Source organism: Aristophania sp. ESL1100 (assembly GCF_058511235.1).
Genome location: NZ_CP196394.1, coordinates 2,501 through 23,602, shown reverse-complemented (window position 1 = coordinate 23,602; position 21,102 = coordinate 2,501). Strand labels below are relative to the sequence as shown.

General features: G+C 50.7%; 14 protein-coding genes, 1 tRNA gene and 2 rRNA genes (1 of these 17 running past the window's edge). 11 read left to right on the top strand and 6 right to left on the bottom strand.

The features are described from left to right. Position 1: 1 nt before the first annotated feature. The 3 genes from ACSYSY_RS00100 to ACSYSY_RS00090 all read right to left on the bottom strand — a co-directional run bounded on the left by ACSYSY_RS00100 (position 2) and on the right by ACSYSY_RS00090 (position 4,968). The gene (locus ACSYSY_RS00100) at positions 2 to 3,538 is read right to left on the bottom strand and encodes an autotransporter outer membrane beta-barrel domain-containing protein (RefSeq protein WP_491707318.1); all 3,537 of its coding nucleotides are present in this window, start codon (positions 3,536 to 3,538) and stop codon (positions 2 to 4) included. A gap of 327 nt (positions 3,539 to 3,865) precedes the next feature. Then, complete coding sequence (locus ACSYSY_RS00095) at positions 3,866 to 4,351, bottom strand: DUF5384 family protein (RefSeq protein ID WP_491707317.1); 486 nt, start codon at positions 4,349 to 4,351, stop codon at positions 3,866 to 3,868. A gap of 95 nt (positions 4,352 to 4,446) precedes the next feature. Beyond that, positions 4,447 to 4,968 carry a hypothetical protein gene (locus tag ACSYSY_RS00090; protein ID WP_491707316.1) on the bottom strand — a complete coding sequence of 174 codons (522 nt, stop codon included), beginning with the start codon at positions 4,966 to 4,968 and terminating at the stop codon, positions 4,447 to 4,449. Positions 4,969 to 5,160: 192 nt separating this feature from the next. Here ACSYSY_RS00090 and ACSYSY_RS00085 point away from each other — a divergent pair, with 192 nt between their 5' ends. The 11 genes from ACSYSY_RS00085 to ACSYSY_RS00035 all read left to right on the top strand — a co-directional run bounded on the left by ACSYSY_RS00085 (position 5,161) and on the right by ACSYSY_RS00035 (position 18,043). Beyond that, positions 5,161 to 6,444: an adenosylmethionine--8-amino-7-oxononanoate transaminase gene (locus ACSYSY_RS00085; protein ID WP_491707315.1), complete on the top strand. Its 1,284-nt coding sequence runs from the start codon at positions 5,161 to 5,163 to the stop codon at positions 6,442 to 6,444. Next, entirely contained in the window at positions 6,441 to 7,625 is a 1,185-nt protein-coding gene (locus tag ACSYSY_RS00080) for an aminotransferase class I/II-fold pyridoxal phosphate-dependent enzyme (RefSeq protein WP_491707314.1), read from the top strand. Before ACSYSY_RS00085 ends, ACSYSY_RS00080 begins: the two co-directional genes overlap by 4 nt. Further along, entirely contained in the window at positions 7,622 to 8,287 is a 666-nt protein-coding gene (locus ACSYSY_RS00075) for an alpha/beta fold hydrolase (RefSeq protein WP_491707313.1), read from the top strand. The genes ACSYSY_RS00080 and ACSYSY_RS00075 overlap by 4 nt, the downstream gene beginning before the upstream one ends. Then, positions 8,284 to 9,075 (top strand): methyltransferase, encoded by a 792-nt coding sequence (locus ACSYSY_RS00070; protein WP_491707312.1) that lies wholly within the window; start codon positions 8,284 to 8,286, stop codon positions 9,073 to 9,075. The genes ACSYSY_RS00075 and ACSYSY_RS00070 overlap by 4 nt, the downstream gene beginning before the upstream one ends. Further along, positions 9,072 to 9,731 (top strand): dethiobiotin synthase, encoded by a 660-nt coding sequence (bioD, locus tag ACSYSY_RS00065; RefSeq protein WP_491707311.1) that lies wholly within the window; start codon positions 9,072 to 9,074, stop codon positions 9,729 to 9,731. The genes ACSYSY_RS00070 and bioD overlap by 4 nt, the downstream gene beginning before the upstream one ends. A 121-nt stretch (positions 9,732 to 9,852) precedes the next feature. Continuing rightward, entirely contained in the window at positions 9,853 to 11,397 is a 1,545-nt protein-coding gene (locus ACSYSY_RS00060) for an OpgD/OpgG family glucan biosynthesis protein (protein WP_491707310.1), read from the top strand. Further along, the gene (gene mdoH / locus ACSYSY_RS00055) at positions 11,394 to 13,535 is read left to right on the top strand and encodes a glucans biosynthesis glucosyltransferase MdoH (RefSeq protein ID WP_491707309.1); all 2,142 of its coding nucleotides are present in this window, start codon (positions 11,394 to 11,396) and stop codon (positions 13,533 to 13,535) included. The genes ACSYSY_RS00060 and mdoH overlap by 4 nt, the downstream gene beginning before the upstream one ends. A 223-nt stretch (positions 13,536 to 13,758) precedes the next feature. Next, positions 13,759 to 14,808: an NAD(P)-dependent alcohol dehydrogenase gene (locus ACSYSY_RS00050; protein ID WP_491707308.1), complete on the top strand. Its 1,050-nt coding sequence runs from the start codon at positions 13,759 to 13,761 to the stop codon at positions 14,806 to 14,808. Positions 14,809 to 14,927: 119 nt separating this feature from the next. After that, positions 14,928 to 15,350, top strand: coding sequence for an organic hydroperoxide resistance protein (locus ACSYSY_RS00045; RefSeq protein ID WP_491707307.1), 423 nt, complete (start codon positions 14,928 to 14,930; stop codon positions 15,348 to 15,350). 234 nt (positions 15,351 to 15,584) lie between these two features. Further along, entirely contained in the window at positions 15,585 to 16,604 is a 1,020-nt protein-coding gene (gene adhP / locus ACSYSY_RS00040; protein ID WP_491707306.1) for an alcohol dehydrogenase AdhP, read from the top strand. An 83-nt stretch (positions 16,605 to 16,687) separates the two neighbouring features. Beyond that, positions 16,688 to 18,043: an amidohydrolase family protein gene (locus tag ACSYSY_RS00035; protein WP_491707305.1), complete on the top strand. Its 1,356-nt coding sequence runs from the start codon at positions 16,688 to 16,690 to the stop codon at positions 18,041 to 18,043. A 114-nt stretch (positions 18,044 to 18,157) separates the two neighbouring features. On the opposite strand, the gene ACSYSY_RS00030 is transcribed toward ACSYSY_RS00035, so the two are convergent. From ACSYSY_RS00030 to ACSYSY_RS00020, 3 genes are all read right to left on the bottom strand, one after another. Further along, positions 18,158 to 18,234: transfer RNA gene (locus tag ACSYSY_RS00030), tRNA-Met, on the bottom strand. A gap of 31 nt (positions 18,235 to 18,265) precedes the next feature. Beyond that, positions 18,266 to 18,380, bottom strand: a 5S ribosomal RNA gene (rrf, locus tag ACSYSY_RS00025). A gap of 94 nt (positions 18,381 to 18,474) precedes the next feature. Continuing rightward, a 23S ribosomal RNA gene (locus tag ACSYSY_RS00020) occupies positions 18,475 to 21,102 on the bottom strand (it continues 112 nt past the right edge of the window).

Below are 21,102 nucleotides of genomic sequence, written 5' to 3'. Positions count from 1 at the left end.
CTCAGAAACGGGCCTTCATATCCGCTTTTGCACCGCTTGCCGTCGTGCGGCCACCATATTGGCCAATATAAGAGACATTAATATCAATATCCTGCGTGACATCAACTTTCATGCCGAGATCCATGACAATCTCATCTTCAGAGAGGGCAAGCCCCCGGATATCCATCGTGCCACCACCATCAGTGAAGCTGTTTCTTGCCTTGGAACGTAAATTTCCGAAGCCATGCCGATAAGCCACCATGGCATGGGGTGTTATCATTACATCATCTACCATGACCTTGGTAGAGGCCCGGACGCCAGCCATTGTATAAACGACACTATCGTCCCTGCTCTTGCCAATCAACGCGCCATAATTTCCTGTTTCACGGAATTTATCAGTATGCATATTGATATAGGATGCATCCACAAATGGCTCGACCTCACTGACGCGCCCTATGTGGAGAGGATAGGCAAGATCAGCATAGATCTGCGCAGTGCCGCCATTATAATGAGCATGCAGGCTGTCACCATAACCGGCGATGGAGAAACGACGGTTCGTGGTGATCATATTCCAGGTATAATCAGCCCCGACAGCCAGACGGAAATTATCAATTTTCCCGCCTGTATAGGCCCCGATAGAAACATTATTGCTGTTTCCTGATGAATTTTCACCAGAGAGGTCGAACATGCTTCGGCCGTAACTGACAACACCCCCTACGCGCCAGTCATCATTCCCCCTGAGAGAGGCATCCACCCCCATAATGAAACCAGCCGTGGAATGATGCATGGCAGAGGCATTACTATTACCGGAGACATGCCCCATACTGCCATAAGCCTGCCCCCAGAGAACGGGACGACCTTTGATACAACGGCCATCGTCGCGTCTATGCGTTCTCAGATCGGCTGTATGGATATTCGTGCCGACCATAGTGTCATCACACACTGACTGGGCAACCCGGTCCACAACGGCTTCCCTGAGGTAATAGCTGTCCTGAATCAATGCCGTACGTAAAGAGGCATGCAACTCACCTGAGAGTGACTTCTGGGCGGCTCTGGCCTCATCTGCTGTGGTAACCTGGGCAACGGCCTGCGCAATATCAGAATCAGAGGTCAGATGATCCAGGATCCGGCCAACTTCATGCTGGTTATGGGTCCCTGAAACACTTTCAAATTTCTTGTCATTACGGTCCAGTCTGTAATCAAGCCCCTTTGAATCCTCTCCAGGCGCTGCATCCACAAAATAGAAATTCGATGTCAGAAAATAGTAATGTGGTGTTTTGGAATTTTTATTAATCTGACCAATATCACCGGTAATTCCCCCTTTTGCCGAAATAATCCGGTAAGCGTGGTCATAGCGGATTGAATTACCTCTTTTCACCTCAATAATTGCATTGGGCTGTAACGTTGCATGTCCTTGCACCGTAACACTGTCACTATTGAGATAATTGCCACCGGTCTGATGGCCGACCTGATCCACAACAGCGAGCTGTCTCTCACCTTTATTCGTCACGAGGACCAGCTGTGACGCGTTATGAAGGTCAAGATCGCCCTTGATCGTTAATATATTATTAGGGTTACTGGACTGATTTCCGGCACCTGGCTCCAATTTGCCACCACCATTAACAAGGACATCACCCCCTATTGTGCCACTACCGGCCAGGGTCCCATGTTCTTCAACGGTTGTCTGCCCATCGGCTGCATCCTCGTAATTATAGGTTTTGCTGCCCCCCTGATTACCGTCAATGCGCAAGGTGCCATCATAAATATGCGTCTCACCTTTATAACTGTTCGTTCCGTTCAGAACGGTCAGCCCGGCACCCTGCTGCACGATACCGCCATCACTATCATCATCCGCTTTGGAATCATGGACGATATCCTGATTTAAAATAGTGGTATTATCCTTATCGATAATCAGAGATCCATGGTTGATAAGCTGGCTGTCATTATCATCTGTTACTTTTCTGGACCCCAGAAGGATACGACCTGTGCCCGTATTGCCGTTATCCACCAGTCTTATATCGCCCTGATTAATAATGGTGGCTCCCGTGTAACTATTGGCAGACGCCAATTGGATCTCACCAGCAGCACCGCTCCTGTTATCATTGACGTCGAGATTGCCACTGCCCGTCATATTGCCTGAAAAATGAGCTGTCCCGTTATTTGTCTGGATATTGGCATTGCCATCCAGATGCATGTTCACATCCGTTGTTAACGTCGAATGCTCATTAAGCAGCTGTAAGGTTCCACCATCATTAATATTAAGGGCATAATCCTTTTCATTACTGACGATACCACTATAGAGTGTGCCCCCTTCAGAATGGGCATCAGCAACCTGAAGGACACCACCCTGATTGATATTCACCTCACCATGGCCTGTATTGCTGTCAAAAGCCGCCCTGGCATCACCAAAGCGCAATTGGCCCTGAACGGCCACAACACCATGCTGATAAATATTAAGGGTGCCATTACCGGCAGAATTTACATATAATCCTGAGTCAGACGTGATTTTTAATGAATTATTATCACTTGTCGTAAAAGCGCCACCGGCATTCAGTGTGGATGTCTCTCCACTACTTCCGGGGACACAAGTCGAGCAGCCTACATTAATGGTGCCTATCCCGTTTTTATAGTTACCCATAATGACACGGTCCGCATAAACCTGGCCTCCATTGGTTACGTTCAACGTCCCCTTGGCTACGCCGGAACCATAATTCTGGTCACCATTCCCAACTGTGATCGCACCATTGGGGCCATAAGCAAGCAAAATGGAATGAGTTTCGCCGTCCCTGTTTATTCCATCAACTGTGACACTTCCTTCACTGCCCCCACCCAGGCCGATCAACACGCTACTGGGCACTTTTGAAGGACCATTTTCAGGCGAGCCGACAATATACCCGGCACCATTCTCAACCGTCAGTTCTGCGTTTGATCCTTCGCCCCGCCCTATAATCGTGTAACTATTTGTTCCGATAATATTGCCGCCGACTTTATTGGGATCTCCATTTCCATCAACAATCAGATGTCCGCCTTCAATGGAAGCAGCCCCGATTGGAGGGGGCGAGGTAGGATCCACCGGGAAATTCGTATTGATCCCTTCCTGCGCATATAACTCAGTATCACCCGTAAGAACGAGCGTCCCATCGCCTTTGAATGTCAGATAGCCTGCCACATAACGATCATTTGTGTCTGTAACCGGCGTGCCTGCTGGAGCCGCGAGCTCCAGGTTGGCGTTATTCCATGAATGAGGCGGCGCATCATATGTGCTGGTTTCTGCCAATGGTGCCTGCCCCGCATCAGAGACACTCTTCTGAGGCTGGGAAAGGTTAGTGTCAGATGAAGCCGGGAAATAATTAGTCATGCGCTCTGAGGGGGCACTGCTTTCAGAACCACCTGAAGAGTCATCACCCTCTCCGGCGTAATTAACAGGTAATGATGCAGCGTCATGATCACTTTGGGGCATATAATGATCAGGAAGTCCGCTTAATTGATCATAGTCATCGGCTCTGGCACATGTTCCGGACATTGCCAAAAAACTGGCAGCGCAGAATAAACCTGCCATAAAATTACCGCTTTTAGAGCGGATATTACTTTTCAGTTTTCGATCACTTAATAGAAAAATACTAAAAAGCTGCACAGAGCCTCACTATCATAAGCATCCAGATGAACCAGAAATAATACAATCGAAAAAAAAGGAGGTCCACCCTGTTCCTGGGTCGGTCAGGCCTTCTTTTCAGGATTTCTTAAGAAACAGACCAAAAAAAATCCCGGGGAAACTTCCGGGATTTTTCATATCTTCACAACGAAGACGTTCTTTATGAGAGCGACTCTGAGATCAGACTCCGGCACTGCAACGCCCATTCCAGCGGAAATGACAGTGCCAGAAAATTCAGTCCTTATAAAATTCCCACCAATGACGCTGTTTCATTTTTTCAGCTTTACCTGAATCTTCCATTAAATGCTGCTCACCATTGGCCAGAGTGCGCGTGGCATCACTTTTGGCAGAAACAGCATCGGTATCAGCATGTTTCTGGTTAAGTTCTGCCTGCACATAATCCTCAGCATGTTTGGCCTTGGCCTCTTCAAGCTGTAATTGTGCTTTTTGTTTTTGTATATCAATTTCGCGCAAAGCATGAAGGTAAGCGCGGTCATCAGCCTCTTTTGCGCGCCGCTCTTCGGCCAGGGCACTTGCCCGCCTTTCTCTGGCAACGGCGCGAGCCCTGGCTGCACGCATTTCCGCCATCTGGGCTTGCTGCGCAGCCTGAGCCTGGGCCCTCTGCTGTGCAACGCGCTGGGAATCCTGTTGGTCCTGTAGCCGGCCCAGCGCTTCAAGCTGGCCGGGATCAGTCTGTGCTGAAGCAAGAGGTAACGCCATCCCCCACAGTAAGGCACCGCAGAAACCGCCGTTTATCACCACTTTTATTGAGAGTTTCCTGGACATCACATCTCGCTCCCTACAAAATTTCCTAACTATCTTCTAGGACACACGGCATTAGGTTGCACGCGTGTTTCATTATTCCCTGCTGTAACAAGCTGCGCCGTTCCCGGAGCATATTCACAAGGGCGACCAACCTGCGTACTGGTGAAAGGTTCCCCACCGGCACGATCCTGATAGGTCACTGAAACACCTTGCACGATCGTCTTTTTACCTGCCACAGCATTGCCAATAAGGGCACCACCGGCCGCACCACCGGCACCAGCCGCAAGGCCACCACCCCATCCGCTATGACCGGCCCCTGCAGCCAGGCCAGCGCCGAGGGCTGCCCCAAGAATACCACCGGCAACAGTCGCTGTCTGCTGATTGGCTGTATTATCCACATTGATACGGGCCGGGGAGACTGAAATAATTGTTATAACGCGAGTACGCTGCAATGTATTGACCTGAGACTGGTCATAAACGTCAGGGCGTGACTCTTCTCCCGGCGTCTGGCAGGCAGCAAGTGCCAGTAATGATGCCAATCCCGCAACTGTCAGTCGTGATTTCTTGAACACTCTAATAGGCTCCTGTCCTTAATTACAGCGATACTCTGTTTATAATAATTTATTAACTTAATCCGCTAAATGATAGCAGGACGTTTTAACAACAGTAAAAATTAAAATGCAATTATATATTTTGTCACAAATTGGCAATTTTAAACCCCCAAAACTGTTGCTGGGAACCTCAGATTAAGCATAATTAACATTATGTCTCCTGATCATAATTTTCCGCTTCCGACCCACGCCTCTTCCCTTTCTCATCTCTGGCTTCCTTATTGCCAGATGAAAACAGCCCCTTACCCGGTTAAGGCGGTTGAGACGCTGAAGAGTACAATCACACTCGATGATGGCCGGAAGCTGATTGATGGCATTGCCTCCTGGTGGACCGCCTGTCACGGATATAATCACCCTGCCCTGCAAAAAGCCCTTACCGGCCAGGCAGAAACCATGCCTCACATCATGTTTGGAGGCATGATCCACGACCCGGCTCTGAAACTGGCTGAACGATTGGCGAAACTCCTTCCTGGCGATCTCGATCATGTCTTCTTCACGGATTCCGGCTCTGTCGCGATGGAGGTCGCTGCCAAGATAGCCCTCCAATATCACCTTAATAACGGCCACTCTGAACGTTCAAAGCTCCTTTCCTTCAGAGGGGGGTATCATGGGGACACACTCATGATGATGTCGATCTGTGACCCTGAAGAGGGCATGCACACACTTTTTGGCAAATGCCTGCCCCGCCATTACCTCGCTGACGTCCCGGACACAGCTGATAAACGTGAACAGCTGAGACAATTGCTGGAAGAAAATAGTCATCAGATCGCCGCCATGATTATAGAGCCTCTCGTTCAGGGGGCCGGAGGCATGGTGTTTCATGCCCCCTCAGTGCTCAAAGAACTGCGCCAGCTTTGCGATCACTACGGAATAGTGCTGATCCTCGATGAGGTTTTTACCGGATTTGGTCGCACAGGAAGCATGTTTGCCTGCGAACAGGCCGGGATTGTTCCCGATATCATCGCCCTTTCAAAAGCACTGACAGGGGGAACCATGCCCCTCGCTGCGACTATAGCCAGAACCCGTATTTTCAACGCTTTTCTTTCAGATAATCCGCTTCATGCCCTTATGCACGGCCCTACCTTCATGGCAAACCCGCTTGCCTGCGCCGTTGCCAATGCCTCACTGGATCTGTTTGAGCAGGAGCCCCGCCTCCAACAGGTTCAGATGATTGAAAGCCAGCTTGCCGAGCAACTCGCTCCCTGCCGCACTTTGCCTAACGTCAAGGATGTTCGCGTTAAAGGGGCCATCGGCGTTGTTGAACTGAACGAACTGCACGATGCCGCAGCCCTTAACAAGGCATTTCTTGAAAAGAATGTCTGGATCCGTGCTTTCAGAAATATTGTTTATCTTACCCCTGCTTTTACAATCACATCTTCTGAACTGGAGGTGTTGACCTCTACCATTCATGAGGTTCTGAAAGAGCAATTTGCGTGACATCTCCCCTACAGGACTGCCTGAAACAGGCTTTGACAAAACGGAAGGCTGAGCATCTTTTACGCTCGCCTTCTCCCATAAAACGCCAGGGGAACACCCTTTTTCAGGACGGTAAATGGCTGATTGATGTTGCGTCCAATGACTATCTGGGGCTTTCACAACATCCTTTCCTTCGCCAAAGAGCCTCCGAATGGGCAGAGCTCTACGGCACAGGAAGCTGCGCCTCCCGCCTCGTCAATGGCACACTTACCCTTCACGACCATCTGGAAGAAAAGCTGGCACGTTTCAAACGCAGTGAAGCGGCTTTGTTATTTGCAACTGGCTGGCAGGCAAATGCCTCTCTTATCCCTGCCCTGAATTATCTTTCCCGGCAGGAAACCGGCCATGACGCTCTGATCTTCAGTGACCGCCTCAATCACGCAAGCCTGCACATCGGGTGCAACGCAGCGGGGATCAGACAACATCGCTTCCGCCATAATGACCTCAACCATCTTGAGACTCTCCTGAGCCAGAATGATGCACAATCAGGGTTGAAATTTATTATCACGGAAAGTGTCTTCTCCATGGATGGAGACCGTGCCGATATTGCCGCCCTGCGGACCCTGGCAGACCGTTTTGATGCTGCTCTCTATATTGATGAGGCCCATGCTACCGGTGTCCTCGGCCCTGAAGGGCGGGGACTAGGCAATGGTCTGGCAGATATCACCATGAGCACTGCCAGTAAGGCCCTTGGTGGTATGGGCGCTTTTATAACCGGGTCAAAAGAGCTTTGCGATTTCATAGCCAATTTTGCTTCCGGCTTTATTTACAGCACGGCCCTGCCTCCTTCTGTTCTTGGCGCTCTGGATGCCGCTCTTGAGCTGGTGCCGTCTCTGGAAGCTGAGCGCCAGTCACTGGAAGAAAAATCATCATTTTTTCGCCTGGAGATGGATAAAATCGGGCTGGAAACCGCTCCTTCAACAACCCAGATTATTCCCATCATGATTGGCGAGACGACGAAAGCTCTGGCTCTGGCACAGTCTCTACGGGACCACGGATTTTTCTGCACCGCCATCCGCCCTCCAACGGTTCCGCCTCATACAGCACGCCTGCGTCTGGCTCTTCACAGCACTCTTTCCATGGAGGATCTGAACCGCCTGATTTCGGCCTTGTCTCAGGGACAGGGAGCGATCCCATCGTGACCCCTCTGGCGCTCTATTTTATCCATGGCTGGGGCTATGACCGTTCCTTCTGGCATTTGCTCTGTAAAAATCTTCCTGAAATCCCCTGCTTTTTCTATGAAGCCGGTTATTTTGGAGCCTCTCCTGATATAACCCCTCCGCAGCGTCCTTATCTGGCCGTGGGCCACTCAGCTGGGGTGATGACAGCCCTTTCGCATAATGACGATTTCTGCCGTGGATTGATCGCTTTCAATGGCTTTTCCCGTTTCACGCATTCACCTTCATTCCCGCAGGGCGTTCCCGAGAGAATTCTTCAAAGGATGATTCTTCGACTGGGACAATCTCCCGAAACAACACTCAGGCAGTTTCGCACCCTTTGTGGGGAAAATGACCCGACTCTGCCCTCTATTTTCGAAAAAACCCGTCTTCAGGCCGGGCTGGAATTTCTGCGCGATGGTGATAGCACGGCCTCCCTCGCCCAATGGTCAAAACCGCTTATCAATATTACAGGATCACAGGATCCCCTCTCTCCGGCACAGGCGGGACTTTTACAGCCTGCGACGTCGCCCTTATGGGAAAATTTCTGCTGGGACGGAGGGCACCTTCTTCCCATCACACATCTCATAGCGTCGGCCCGCCTTATCGGCGATATCCACTCCCGTATCGGAGCCTCTTCCCTATGAGTCTGTTACGGAATCAGGCGATTGCTCATCAGTTCGACAAGGCCACAAACTATGATTCCGTTTCTTTTATACAAAAGGACACGGCCCGGATGCTGGCAGGTCTCATTGCCCGGCAAGAAGCTTTGTCATCTCCATCCGCCATTCTGGAGATAGGGTGCGGCACTGGCCACCTGACGGAAAGGTTGCTCGATTTATATCCTTCCACTTTTTACGTGGCCTCGGACCTTTCGCTGCAAATGCTGAGGCGCACTGAGCAGAAAATAAGGCAAGGGGAGTTTTCTGCTTCCAATATCCTGTTCCACCAGATGGATGGCGAGACGTTGCAGCCTCCTCCCCCTGTCTCCGAAGTCTCCCTTATTGCCTCCAATCTCTGTGTACAGTGGTTTCCTGATCTGCCTGCAGCCTTGGAGCACTTTGCTGCCTATCTGTCTCCGGGGGGGATGATCTGCCTTACCACTCTGGCCAGAGACAGTTTTCAGGAATGGCGCACCATTTGCAACAAAGCCTCAATTTCCTGCGGGATTCCTGATTATCCTTCCCTTTCCACATTGGAGACATACTGGCCCGCATGTGGAAAAGGACAATGGTTTATGGAAGACCTCCGGGAAGACGTACCGTCAGCGCGTATTTTTCTACAGAATCTGAAAAAAATAGGGGCTTCCCTATCCCGTCCCGGACACAGACCTCTCAGCATTTCTGCCTTGAAAAAAGCCATGGCCCTGTTTGATAAACGCTATAACGCCGTTACCTATCAGGTGGCATTCGGACTCTTTCGCAAGGATTCATGATGAGCAGCTTTAAAGGTGTGTTTATAACCGGAACAGACACAGGCATAGGGAAGACCCTGGTCAGCGCTGCACTTGCAACCGCATGGAATGGGACGTACTGGAAACCTTTTCAGACAGGACTGTCTGACGAAGCCGGCGACACGGAAACCGTCAAAAGACTAGCCCGCCTGCCCCCAGAACGCATCATCCCCCCTTATTGTGAACTCCAGGCTCCTCTCTCCCCTTTCATGGCGGCCCGGAAGGAAAATCTTTCTCCCACACTGCCGCCCTCCTTACCTCCCAGTAATCATCCCCTGATCGTTGAAGGGGCGGGGGGACTTATGGTTCCTCTCACTTCTGACTGCCTGATGATCGATTTTATTGCCCGATTGGGGCTGCCCGTTATTCTCGTCGCACGCCCAGGCCTTGGAACCGTCAATCACACACTTCTCAGCCTTGAAGCCCTTTCACGACGTTGTGTCCCTGTTTGCGGATTTATTTTTAATGGAGGGGATAATCCGGATAATCATTACCTGATTGAAAGGTATAGTGGCATAAAATATTTGTTTCATTTACCTTTTTGTGATGATTTATCTCCTGAAGCCGTTGCCATCATGGCACAAAATATCCCTTCTCTTCAGGGACTGGCTATAGAAGACTCGGGAACATTTCGCTAATATCTCCCCGAAAAAATTCAGATTTATGGATTTTCTGTCCTTTCTCCTTATTATGGCAACAATTTTACCATAATAGACCATGAACATATTTTATCGAGATTACTGAGAGTCCGGGGTTCTTATGAAGTTATTCAGACGCGATCTTATGAAAACCAGCCTCGGGGCGGGAGCCGGGCTGGCTGCGCTGGGGCTTTGCCGTTCCGGAGCATCAGCGGCTGCTCCTTCGTCTCAGGGTCCTCATAATTTTGATGAAAACACGGTCAGGCTTCTGGCCAAATCTCTTGCGGGCAAGGACTACGTCGCCCCTCAGCATAATCTGCCTGAAGCGCTGTCCCATATGGGGTTCGACGAGTTTACCTCCATTCAGTATGTGTCCGATAAAGCCCTCTGGCACGCTGATAAACTGCCCTTTGATGTAGAGTTTTTTCCACGCGGCTATCTCTACAAACTGCGCGTGCATATGTATGAAGTCGTAGAGGGCAAGGCAACCGAGATTTCCTATAACCCGGATCTTTATAATTATAACGACCCCTCCCTTAAAGTGACAGAAGATATAGGCTTTTCAGGCCTGCGTATTCGTTACGCCATAAATACGCCCGGCGTTATGGAAGAATGCGCTGTCTTTCTGGGGGCCTCCTATTTCCGTTCTTTTGCCAAAGGTCAGATTTACGGCCTGTCGGCCCGTGGCTTTGCAAAAGATACCGGCACCCTGAAAGGAGAGGAATTTCCTTTCTTCAAAGCCTTCTGGCTGGAAAAGCCATCACCCGATACCCAGTCTCTCGTTGTGCATGCCCTGATGGACAGCCCCTCTCTTACCGGTGCTTTCCGCTTCACGATCCGCCCGGGAGAGACGACCTTATTTGACGTGCAATCAACCTTTTTCCCCCGTCAGGAAATCACCAATGGGGGCATCGCCCCTTTAACAGGCATGTTCTATTTTGATGCCAACAACCATAATCACGTCGATGACTGGCGCCCCGCTGCTCATGATAGTGAAGCCCTGCAAATCTGGACGGGCGCCAAACAGCAGCTTTATCGCCCACTGAATAATCCGACCGATCTTCAGGTATCCGCTTTCACTGATACAGGCCTCTATGGGTACGGCCTGATGCAACGTGAAAGGGCGTTTCATGATTATGAGGATCTGGCCCTGCACTATGAAAAACGCCCCTCTCTCTGGATTGAACCCGTCGGAAACTGGGGCGAAGGGGCTGTTGAGCTTGTCGAAATCCCGACTCCCAGCGAAGTCAATGATAACATCGTCTCTTTCTGGCACCCTAAAGAGCCGATGTTAAAGGGACATGTCTATAACTTCACCTACCGGATGTACTGGGGGTGGGACACACCATGGCCGACCCATCTGGCCCGGATTGCGGCAACCCGGGTGGGGGGCGTTGTTGACCACCCTGAGGCACATTTCTTTGTCATTGATTTTACAGGTGAGCCATTCCAGACACTCCCCAAAGATACGAATTTCCACCTCATTACGGGGGCAAATCCCGGGACAATCCGTAATATTGTCATTGAACAGAACCCCTATATTCAGGGAATGAGAGCGACATTCGAGTTCGTTCCCGGTGATGCAAAATTATGCGAATTACGAGCACAGCTCGCAACGGATCAGGGACCGATTTCGGAAACCTGGCTCTATCGTTGGACACCATGAGCGATTTATCCACCCCTGCTTTTGCGGCCTTTTTGCCTCCAGAAGCCCCTCTGGACATGCCAACGCAGAATCTGCGCCAGAAGCCGGACCGTCACGGCCGCCCTTTCTGGCGTCTGCCGACGACGCCTTCATGGCTCTGGTTGCGGCGTCTCGGCGTTTTTGGCGGAGCCCTTTTGCTGACCGCCTATAGTCTTGAAAAAATCAATAAAGTCTTCAATTCATTTGGTTATTCCGCGCTCGGCATCATCATTCTCGTTCTTTTCGCCATTCTGAGTTTCTGGATCAGTCTGTCTTTTATCTCAGCCCTTGGCGGTTTTGCCTCACTATTACGTCATGGCGGCCTTGGACTCGGCATCACACGGGAGGGGCCTCTTCCACAATTACGGGAACGCACAGCGATCCTGATGCCAACCTATAATGAACCGCCAGAACGGGTTATCACCAATATCCGCGCCATCTTCAGAAGTCTGGAGGAAACAGGACAGGCGGGTTCATTTGACGTTTTTATCCTTTCTGATACGACCGACCCGGATATCTGGCTTCAGGAAGAACAGACATTCCTGGCTTTGCAGAAGCAGCCTTATGCCAAAGGGCGCGTTTATTATCGCCGTCGTTTCCAGAATACTGACCGTAAGGCCGGCAATATAGGGGACTGGGTCAGACGTTTCGGGGGACGTTACCCCCATATGCTGGTACTTGATGCTGACAGCGTTATGGATGGTGCCCTGATCGTCCGTCTGACTGCCGCTATGGAAGCCCACCCGGGCGTCGGCCTGATCCAGAGTTTGCCAACCATTGTCGGTGGCCATACCCTTTTTGCCCGGATGCAACAATTTGCAGGCCGCATTTACGGCCCCCTGATTGCCCACGGCATTGCCTGGTGGCATGGCTCTGAAGGCAATTTCTGGGGGCATAATGCCATTATCCGCACGCAGGCCTTCGCTGAACAGGCCGGCCTTCCCCATCTGAAAGGCAAACCTCCCTTTGGAGGGCATATTCTAAGCCATGATTTCATTGAAGCCGCTCTTATGCGGCGCGGAAGCTGGGCGATCCATATGGTGCCCGGGCTTTTCGGATCGTATGAGGAAAGCCCCCCCTCCCTGACCGATATTGCCATCCGTGACCGGCGCTGGTGCCAGGGAAACCTGCAACATAGCCGCATTCTCTTTGCCAGAGGGCTTCATTGGATCAGTCGTTCCCACATGCTGGTCGGGATGGGCGCCTATGTCATGTCCCCCTTATGGCTTTTATTCCTCCTGTGCGGGATTCTCATCTCGCTTCAGGCACATTTTTATCACCCTGAATATTTCAGCACGGAACGCTCTCTCTACCCTCACTGGCCTCACGTCGACCCCATTCAGGCACGGAATGTCTTTATCGGGACCATGGTGATTCTGTTGGCGCCCAAATTTCTGGCCCTATTTGCAACCTGCCTTGATTCAAAGACAGCCCTGCGCGCAGGGGGGCGTGTGCGTCTGACACTCTCTGTAGTGCTGGAAACCCTGATTGGCGGCCTGATTGCCCCGATCGCCATGCTGATACAGACCTCTGCCATTATTTCAATTTTTCTTGGACGTGACTCTGGCTGGAAGGCACAAAACAGGGTGGAAGGACGTGTTTCACTCAAAGAAGTGACCCATGGCTATTGGCTCTATAGTGCTATCGGCATCGCACTCAGTCTGGCTGCCTGGTCTGTGTCACTGCCTCTCTTTCTCTGGATGCTTCCTGTCCTGATCGGGCTTGTGCTGGCCATTCCGCTCGTTGCCTTGACCGCAAGCAAAACAGTGGGGGAACTTGCCAGAAAATATAAACTTCTCCTGATTCCTGAAGAAAGCACACCCCCTGAAGTCCTGAAACTGGTTGAAGAAGAATTGCCTCCCCTCACAAAGGAAGAGCACCTTGAGGCTTTTCAGGCCCTGCATAACAACCCTGTGCTGAGAGATGCTCATCTCCTGACCCTGCCTCCCCCTCGCAAACCGGGAGAACCCATTAATGTGCCCCTTCTGACGGGCATGATAAAATTGCAGGAAAGTCCCACAATCAGGCAGGCACTGGAAACTCTGTCACGTCAGGAAAAAGCCGCTGTTCTCAGCTGTGCCGCAGCACTTTCCATATTACGTGAAAAACCTGTCTCCTAAGTGAAATAATCGTCAGTTCCTCTCCTTATTCAGGAGGGGAACGCGTAATATCGTAACTATATTTAATAAGATTATCTTATAGCGCTACATTATTTCTTTTATAAGAAAAATTTGTAATTCTCCATTTCATAAGAACTATGAAGCTAGTCCTCTTTAAAAAATAAGAGAATATTATTATGTTAGTTCCATATTTTTCATACTTTTAAAAGGATCATGATCCCTTATGAAAACCACAGGATATGCAGCGACCTCCTGCGAGGCCCCTCTAAAACCTTTCACTTTTGAACGGCGCGATCCACGCCCTGATGATGTCGTTCTGGAAATTCTTTATTGCGGCGTCTGCCATTCAGACCTTCATCAGGTTCGTAATGACTGGCATGGCACGGTTTATCCCATCGTTCCGGGTCACGAAATTATCGGGCGTGTCATCGCCACAGGGTCTGATGTTACAAAATTCAAGGAAGGTGACCTCGCAGCCATCGGATGCATGGTCGATTCCTGCCAGCATTGTGACCAATGTGACAAAGGTAATGAGCAATATTGCCGGGAAGGCAATACGCAGACCTATAACAGCCCGGACCGAATTGATGGCAAAAATACGTTTGGCGGCTATTCAAAACACATTATCGCCCGTCAGGAATTTGTCCTTCACGTTCCTCAGACATTAGACCTTTCCCGTGCCGCTCCTCTCCTTTGCGCAGGTATTACCGTCTATTCCCCTTTACGCGCCTGGAACGTTGGTCCCGGCAAAAGAGTCGGTGTAATCGGGCTGGGAGGCCTTGGCCATATGGCGGTCAAGCTGGCTGCCGGGATGGGAGCAGAAGTCACCGTGATCAGTCGCTCAGACCGAAAAAAAGCGGATGCCCTGAAACTCGGAGCACACCATTATCTGGTTTCTTCTGACGAAGCCGCCATGAAACAGGCGGCCGATCATTTTGATGTCATTATTGATACAGTCCCTTACAGGCATGACCTGGACCCCTATATGCCGTTACTTGATGTTGACGGCACGCTTGTGATTGTCGGTCAGATCGGCCCGCTTTCAGAAACGTCATCGATCCCAATGGTTATGGGGCGCCGAAGCATTGCCGGCTCCCTTATCGGTGGCATTGCCGAAACGCAGGAAATGCTCAATTTATGCGCTGAGAAGAATATTCTGCCAGAATGTGAAATGATCCGCATTGATGAGATCAATCACGCGTTTGAACGCCTTGAGAAAGGCGACGTGCATTACCGCTTTGTGATTGATATGTCCTCTCTTCCTGGAGCATAATTCCAGAAGGATACATGGTGAGGTTATTTTGTCTGACGAAAAATAACCTCACTGTTAAATAATTTACAACCAGTTCCGCGCATTAATAAAATACTCTCCAAAGTGGAAAGGAGTTTCCCATGTCAGTGAATGTTTTATATCGCACAACAGCCCACGCAACCGGCGGCCGTGATGGTCATGCAGAAACGTTGGATGGGCGTTTCAAAGTCGATCTTGGTACCCCTAAAGAGCTGGGTGGAAATGACCAGGGCAATAATCCTGAACAGCTTTTTGCCGCTGGTTATGCAGCCTGTTTTCTCGGCGCCATGAAATATGTTGCCCAACAGGAAAAGATCACCCTGCCATCACAAGCCAGTGTCGAAGTCAGCGTAGGACTCGGCCCCCGCTCAGATGGCGGTTTTGGTCTTGAAGTCGGGATCAAAGCGTCCCTTCCCGGAATGGACGAAACAAAAGCCAAAGAGCTGCTCCAGAAAACAGAGCATGTCTGCCCTTATGCTCATGCGACCAGAAATAATATTAAAACCAAAATTGAATTAAGCTGAATGACCATTTAAGCTTAAATGCCGCAGAGCCGCTTTACCTGAAAGTGAACCGGCTCTGTTTACAGAGGGCTTATTTTCATAGTTAAGTTCCGGTTAATATTTCGTCTATTCACACACCATTGTGATAACCGGGTTTCGCTAATAAGCCTATAATCAACCCATAGTTTTAAACCCATATAGCAGCCGGCTCTCCCGCACTATAGGCCGAAGATCCGGTAACATGAGAGAATTTCTATGAAAGCTGCTGTTGCAACGAAAGACCATAAAGTCGCAATCGTTGATAAAACACTCCGCCCCCTGCGTCACGGTGAAGCCCTTCTTGATATGGAATGTTGCGGCGTATGCCACACAGACCTGCACGTCAAAAATGCTGATTATGGCGATAAAACGGGTGTTATTCTCGGTCATGAAGGGATCGGCATCGTTAAGGAAGTCGGCCCTGGTGTGACCTCCCTGAAAGTTGGTGACAGAGCCAGCGTTGCCTGGTTCTTTAGAGGGTGCGGCCATTGTGAATATTGCGTTTCTGGAAATGAAACCCTCTGCCGTAGCGTTGAGAATGCTGGCTACACCGTTGATGGTGGCATGGCTGAGCAATGCATCGTCGTTGCAGACTATGCTGTGAAAGTCCCTGAAGGCCTTGGTTCTGCTGAAGCCAGCAGCATCACCTGTGCCGGTGTTACAACCTATAAAGGCGTGAAGATGTCCGGTGTCCGCCCCGGGCAGTGGCTTGTCGTCTTCGGTGCTGGTGGTCTTGGCAACCTTGCCATGCAGTATGCGAAAAACGTTTTCAATGCCAAAGTTATCGTCGTTGATGTGGTTGATGGTCAGCTAGAACTCGCCAAATCCATGGGTGCTGATTACGTCATCAACTCCAGAAATGAAGATGCCGCTAAAGTAATTCAGGAGAAATTTGGTGGAGCGCACGCCGCTGTCGTAACCGCTGTTGCAAAAGCCGCCTTTAATGCGGCTGTTGAGTCAGTGCGGGCTGGTGGATGCGTCGTCGCGATCGGGCTGCCACCTGATGCCATGAGCCTGAGCATTCCCCGTCTCGTATTTGATGGGATCAAACTCGTCGGATCTCTGGTTGGCACACGCGAAGACCTCGTTGAAGCCTTCAAATTCGGCGCCGAAGGAAAAGTCGTTCCAAAAGTGACCATGCGTCCTCTTGAAGATATCAATGATATTTTCGAAGAAATGGAACAAGGGAAAATCCGCGGCCGTATGGTCATTGATTTCGGGCCAAAAGCCGCCTGATCCTTCGATAGAAGACCTTTTTATAAAGGCTCTCGTTTCTCACGAGGGCCTTTATCATTTAAGACTGATAGGAGCTTAAGCATATGGTAACCTCTAAGAACATCCTGGCAGGCATCCTTTTAGGCACAAGCCTTCTATCAGGGACAGCATTAGCAGATACAACGCCTGATATCGCGTTGACGCATATTCGCATCATCGATGGAACAGGAAAAGCGCCCCTTGAAGATGCGACTCTCTTATTTCAAAAAGACAAAATTATTGCCGTCGGTAAAAATATCGCATTACCGCCTCATACAAAAATTATAGATCGAACCGGGGACACTGTGTTGCCCGGTCTGATCTCAGACCATTCTCATATTGGCCTGGTAAAGGATATTGAAACCGGGCCCCAACTTTATACACAAAACAATATCGAACAGACCCTTGCGCAATATAGGCGTTATGGCGTTACAACCGTTAACGCCCTAGGGCTGAACAATCCCGCAATATTCAATCCCATTCGCCAGAAAGCCCATGAAGGGGCGCTTCCGGCTGATCTTTATGGTGTGGATAAGGGAATCGGCGTTCCTGAGGGAGCACCTCCTCTTAATATTGGCCCTAACCAGATCATCCGCCCATCAACGCCTGAAGACGCCCGCAAGGCGGTCGATGAAATGGCATCTGAAGGGACGGACCTCGTTAAAATATGGGTCGATACCTTCTATGGCTCCGTGCCAAATAAAATGTCTCCTGCTGTGATCAAAGCTGCGATCAAAGAAGCACATAAGAAGCACCTGCGTGTTGCTGCTCATATTCATGACCTGGCCGATGCGAAAGAAGTCATCAATGACGGGGTCGATATTATTGCCCATGGCGTCAGGGATCAGATAATCCCCGGTGATGTCATTGAGGAAATGAAAAAGCGGAAAATCTGGTACATCCCGACACTGGAACTTGATGAATCAACAACAGCCTGGGCAGAAAAACAACCCTGGACGACGCAAGCCTTTTATAAATCTGGGATAGGTGATGGTTTTTCGAAAGAGGTTGATGATCCTGAGTGGTCTGTAAAACATAGTCAGGGGAAAGATGCTGACCATGCGCATGAGTCACTTGCGATCAATATCAAAAATCTTCAGCTTGCCTATCAAGCCAATGTGCAGATAGGTTTTGGGACCGATAGTGGTGCCTTCCCTACGCGCGTTCCTGGTGTTGCGGAACAACGGGAACTGGCACTCTATGAACAAAGCGGCATCCCGCCCCTGGCAGCGATTCACCTGGCGACAGAGAATGCGGCTCGTCTGTTAAAGTTAGATGACCGTGGCGTCCTTGCGCCTGGTAAAAAGGCGGATCTGTTAGTCGTAAAAGGGAACCCTGTCAGCGATTTTGGAGATTTAAATAAAATTCTTGAAGTCTGGCACAATGGGTCAAGCGTTCCAGGACCAGTCAGGCTCCCCTGACACATAAAGCAACGACAAAGGCGTTTCATATGGAGCGGCGGGTGGTGGTGACAATCGCTACAAGAAGTCGTTTTTAATAATCTTTGGGTATTATTTTTAGGTGGGGGGATGAATTGGAAGCGGGGGCAGGATTTGAACCTGCGGCCTTCAGGTTATGAGCCTGACGAGCTACCGGGCTGCTCCACCCCGCAGCGGTGGTGGGTAAAGAGAGTGAGCGAGGGGACCTGGCGGCGACCGACTTTTCCGCACCTTAAGGTGCAGTATCATAGGCGCTAGGGTGTTTTACGGCCGAGTTCGGGATGGGATCGGGTTTAATCCCCCTGCCATAGCCACCAGGTCTTCCCGCTCACTCTGTAAAGAGAGAGTAAGAAGTGTTAGTGCGTATTTTTATGAGAAGTGTTTTTGAGTAGGAGATGACTGTGCATGTGTTTATGTGTGAGAGATATGAGCGATTAGTATCAGTTAGCTAAGAGAGTTACCTCCCTTACACACCTGACCTATCAACGTCCTGGTCTTGAACGGCTCTATGAGACCTAGTTTTGAGGCTGGTTTCCCGCTTAGATGCTTTCAGCGGTTATCCATTCCGAACTTAGCTACCCGGCTGTGCCACTGGCGTGACAACCGGTGCACCAGAGGTTCGTTCATCCCGGTCCTCTCGTACTAGGGACAAATCCTCTCAAGTCTCTTACACCCACGGCAGATAGGGACCGAACTGTCTCACGACGTTCTAAACCCAGCTCACGTACCACTTTAATCGGCGAACAGCCGAACCCTTGGGACCTGCTCCAGCCCCAGGATGTGATGAGCCGACATCGAGGTGCCAAACCTCCCCGTCGATGTGGACTCTTGGGGGAGATCAGCCTGTTATCCCTAGAGTACCTTTTATCCGTTGAGCGATGGCCCGTCCACGTGGAACCACCGGATCACTATGGCCGACTTTCGTCTCTGCTCGAGCTGTCACTCTCGCAGTCAGGCGGGCTTATGCCATTGCACTCGACAGTCGGTTTCCGACCGACCTGAGCCCACCATCGCGCGCCTCCGTTATCCTTTAGGAGGCGACCGCCCCAGTCAAACTGCCTGCCATGCAGGGTCCCGGACCCAGCTAATGGGCCTCGGTTAGACATCAGAAAAAGTCAGGGTGGTATTTCAAGGACGGCTCCACAGGAACTGGCGCCCCTGCTTCGATGCCTCCCACCTATCCTACACAGAATTTTCCTGATGCCACTGCAAAGCTGCAGTAAAGGTTCATAGGGTCTTTCCGTCTGACCGCGGGTACCCCGCATCTTCACGGGGAATTCAATTTCGCTGAGCCGATGCTGGAGACAGCGGGGAAGTCGTTACGCCATTCGTGCAGGTCGGAACTTACCCGACAAGGAATTTCGCTACCTTAGGACCGTTATAGTTACGGCCGCCGTTTACCGGGGCTTCAATTCAATGCTCTCACATCTCCTCTTAACCTTCCGGCACCGGGCAGGCGTCAGGCCCTATACGTCATCTTTCGATTTCGCAGAGCCCTGTGTTTTTACTAAACAGTCGCTACCCCCTGGTCTGTGCCACCCATACATGGTTGCCCACATATGGGTCTCGTTTATCCCGAAGTTACACGAGCAATTTGCCTAGTTCCTTCAGCATCGTTCTCTCAAGCGCCTTGGTATTCTCTACCAGTCCACCTGTGTCGGTTTCGGGTACGGTCTATATGCCAGAGCTATTTCCTGGAATGGTCCAAAAGCATGCTCAATCCGTTAAGAGCATACAACATTTCTCATTCGTCACTTCTGGCAGGCCTGGGAATATTTACCCAGTTCCCATCGACTACGGCTTTCGCCCTCGCCTTAGGGGCCGGCTCACCCTGCGGGGATTAACCTTGCGCAGGAACCCTTGGACTTTCGGCGACAGTGTTTCTCGCACTGTTTGTCGCTACTTATGTCAGCATTCTCGCTTCTGATACCTCCAGAGAGGGTCACCCCGTCTCCTTCGCAGGCTTACAGAACGCTCCGCTACCGCGTATGATAAATCATACACCCACAGCTTCGGCACGTGGCTTGAGCCCCGTTACATTTTCGGCGCAGGGTTTCTATTAGACCAGTGAGCTATTACGCTTTCTTTAAAGGATGGCTGCTTCTAAGCCAACCTCCTGGTTGTTTTGGAATCCCCACATCCTTTCCCACTTAGCCACGATTTAGGGGCCTTAGCTGGTGGTCTGGGCTGTTTCCCTCTCGACAATGGACCTTAGCACCCACTGTCTGTCTGCTGCGCTCTACTCCTTCGGTATTCGGAGTTTGGTTAGGTTTGGTAAGGCTTTGGGCCCCCCTAGCCCATCCAGTGCTCTACCCCCGAGGGTAATACGCAACGTTCTACCTCAATAGATTTCGCGGAGAACCAGCTATCTCCGAGTTTGATTGGCCTTTCACCCCTAGCCACAGCTCATCCCCGACTTTTTCAACAGGCGTGGGTTCGGCCCTCCAGTACGTGTTACCGCACCTTCAGCCTGGCCATGGCTAGATCACTCGGTTTCGGGTCTTCTACCAGTAACTAATTCGCCCTATTCAGACTCGCTTTCGCTGCGCCTACACCTATCGGCTTAAGCTCGCTACGGACAGAAACTCGCTGACCCATTATACAAAAGGTACGCCGTCACCCCATTTGAGGCTCCGACTGCTTGTAGGCATTTGGTTTCAGGTCTCTTTCACTCCCCTTATCGGGGTGCTTTTCACCTTTCCCTCACGGTACTTGTTCACTATCGGTCACCAGGGAGTATTTAGGCTTGGAGGGTGGTCCCCCCATGTTCAGACAGGGTTTCACGTGCCCCGCCCTACTCAAGTCCTTCAATACGATATTCAAATACGGGGCTATCACCCTCTTTGGCCGGACTTTCCATTCCGTTCTTCTACTTCATATCGAAGGCACTGGCCTACTCCGCTTTCGCTCGCCACTACTCGCAGAATCTCTGTTGATGTCTTTTCCTCCAGGTACTGAGATGTTTCAGTTCCCCGGGTTCGCCTCATGCAACTATGTATTCATTGCATGATCCTCTTACGAGGGGGTTGCCCCATTCGGAT

Excerpts from the sequence above, each read along its gene's own strand:
- ACSYSY_RS00100 (WP_491707318.1), bottom strand. The coding sequence starts at position 3,538 with ATGGCAGGTTTATTCTGCGCTGCCAGTTTTTTGGCAATGTCCGGAACA.
- ACSYSY_RS00095 (WP_491707317.1), bottom strand. The coding sequence starts at position 4,351 with ATGGCGTTACCTCTTGCTTCAGCACAGACTGATCCCGGCCAGCTTGAA.
- ACSYSY_RS00085 (WP_491707315.1), top strand. The coding sequence starts at position 5,161 with ATGTCTCCTGATCATAATTTTCCGCTTCCGACCCACGCCTCTTCCCTT.
- ACSYSY_RS00070 (WP_491707312.1), top strand. The coding sequence starts at position 8,284 with ATGAGTCTGTTACGGAATCAGGCGATTGCTCATCAGTTCGACAAGGCC.
- bioD (WP_491707311.1), top strand. The coding sequence starts at position 9,072 with ATGATGAGCAGCTTTAAAGGTGTGTTTATAACCGGAACAGACACAGGC.
- ACSYSY_RS00060 (WP_491707310.1), top strand. The coding sequence starts at position 9,853 with ATGAAGTTATTCAGACGCGATCTTATGAAAACCAGCCTCGGGGCGGGA.
- mdoH (WP_491707309.1), top strand. The coding sequence starts at position 11,394 with ATGAGCGATTTATCCACCCCTGCTTTTGCGGCCTTTTTGCCTCCAGAA.
- ACSYSY_RS00050 (WP_491707308.1), top strand. The coding sequence starts at position 13,759 with ATGAAAACCACAGGATATGCAGCGACCTCCTGCGAGGCCCCTCTAAAA.
- ACSYSY_RS00045 (WP_491707307.1), top strand. The coding sequence starts at position 14,928 with ATGTCAGTGAATGTTTTATATCGCACAACAGCCCACGCAACCGGCGGC.
- adhP (WP_491707306.1), top strand. The coding sequence starts at position 15,585 with ATGAAAGCTGCTGTTGCAACGAAAGACCATAAAGTCGCAATCGTTGAT.
- ACSYSY_RS00035 (WP_491707305.1), top strand. The coding sequence starts at position 16,688 with ATGGTAACCTCTAAGAACATCCTGGCAGGCATCCTTTTAGGCACAAGC.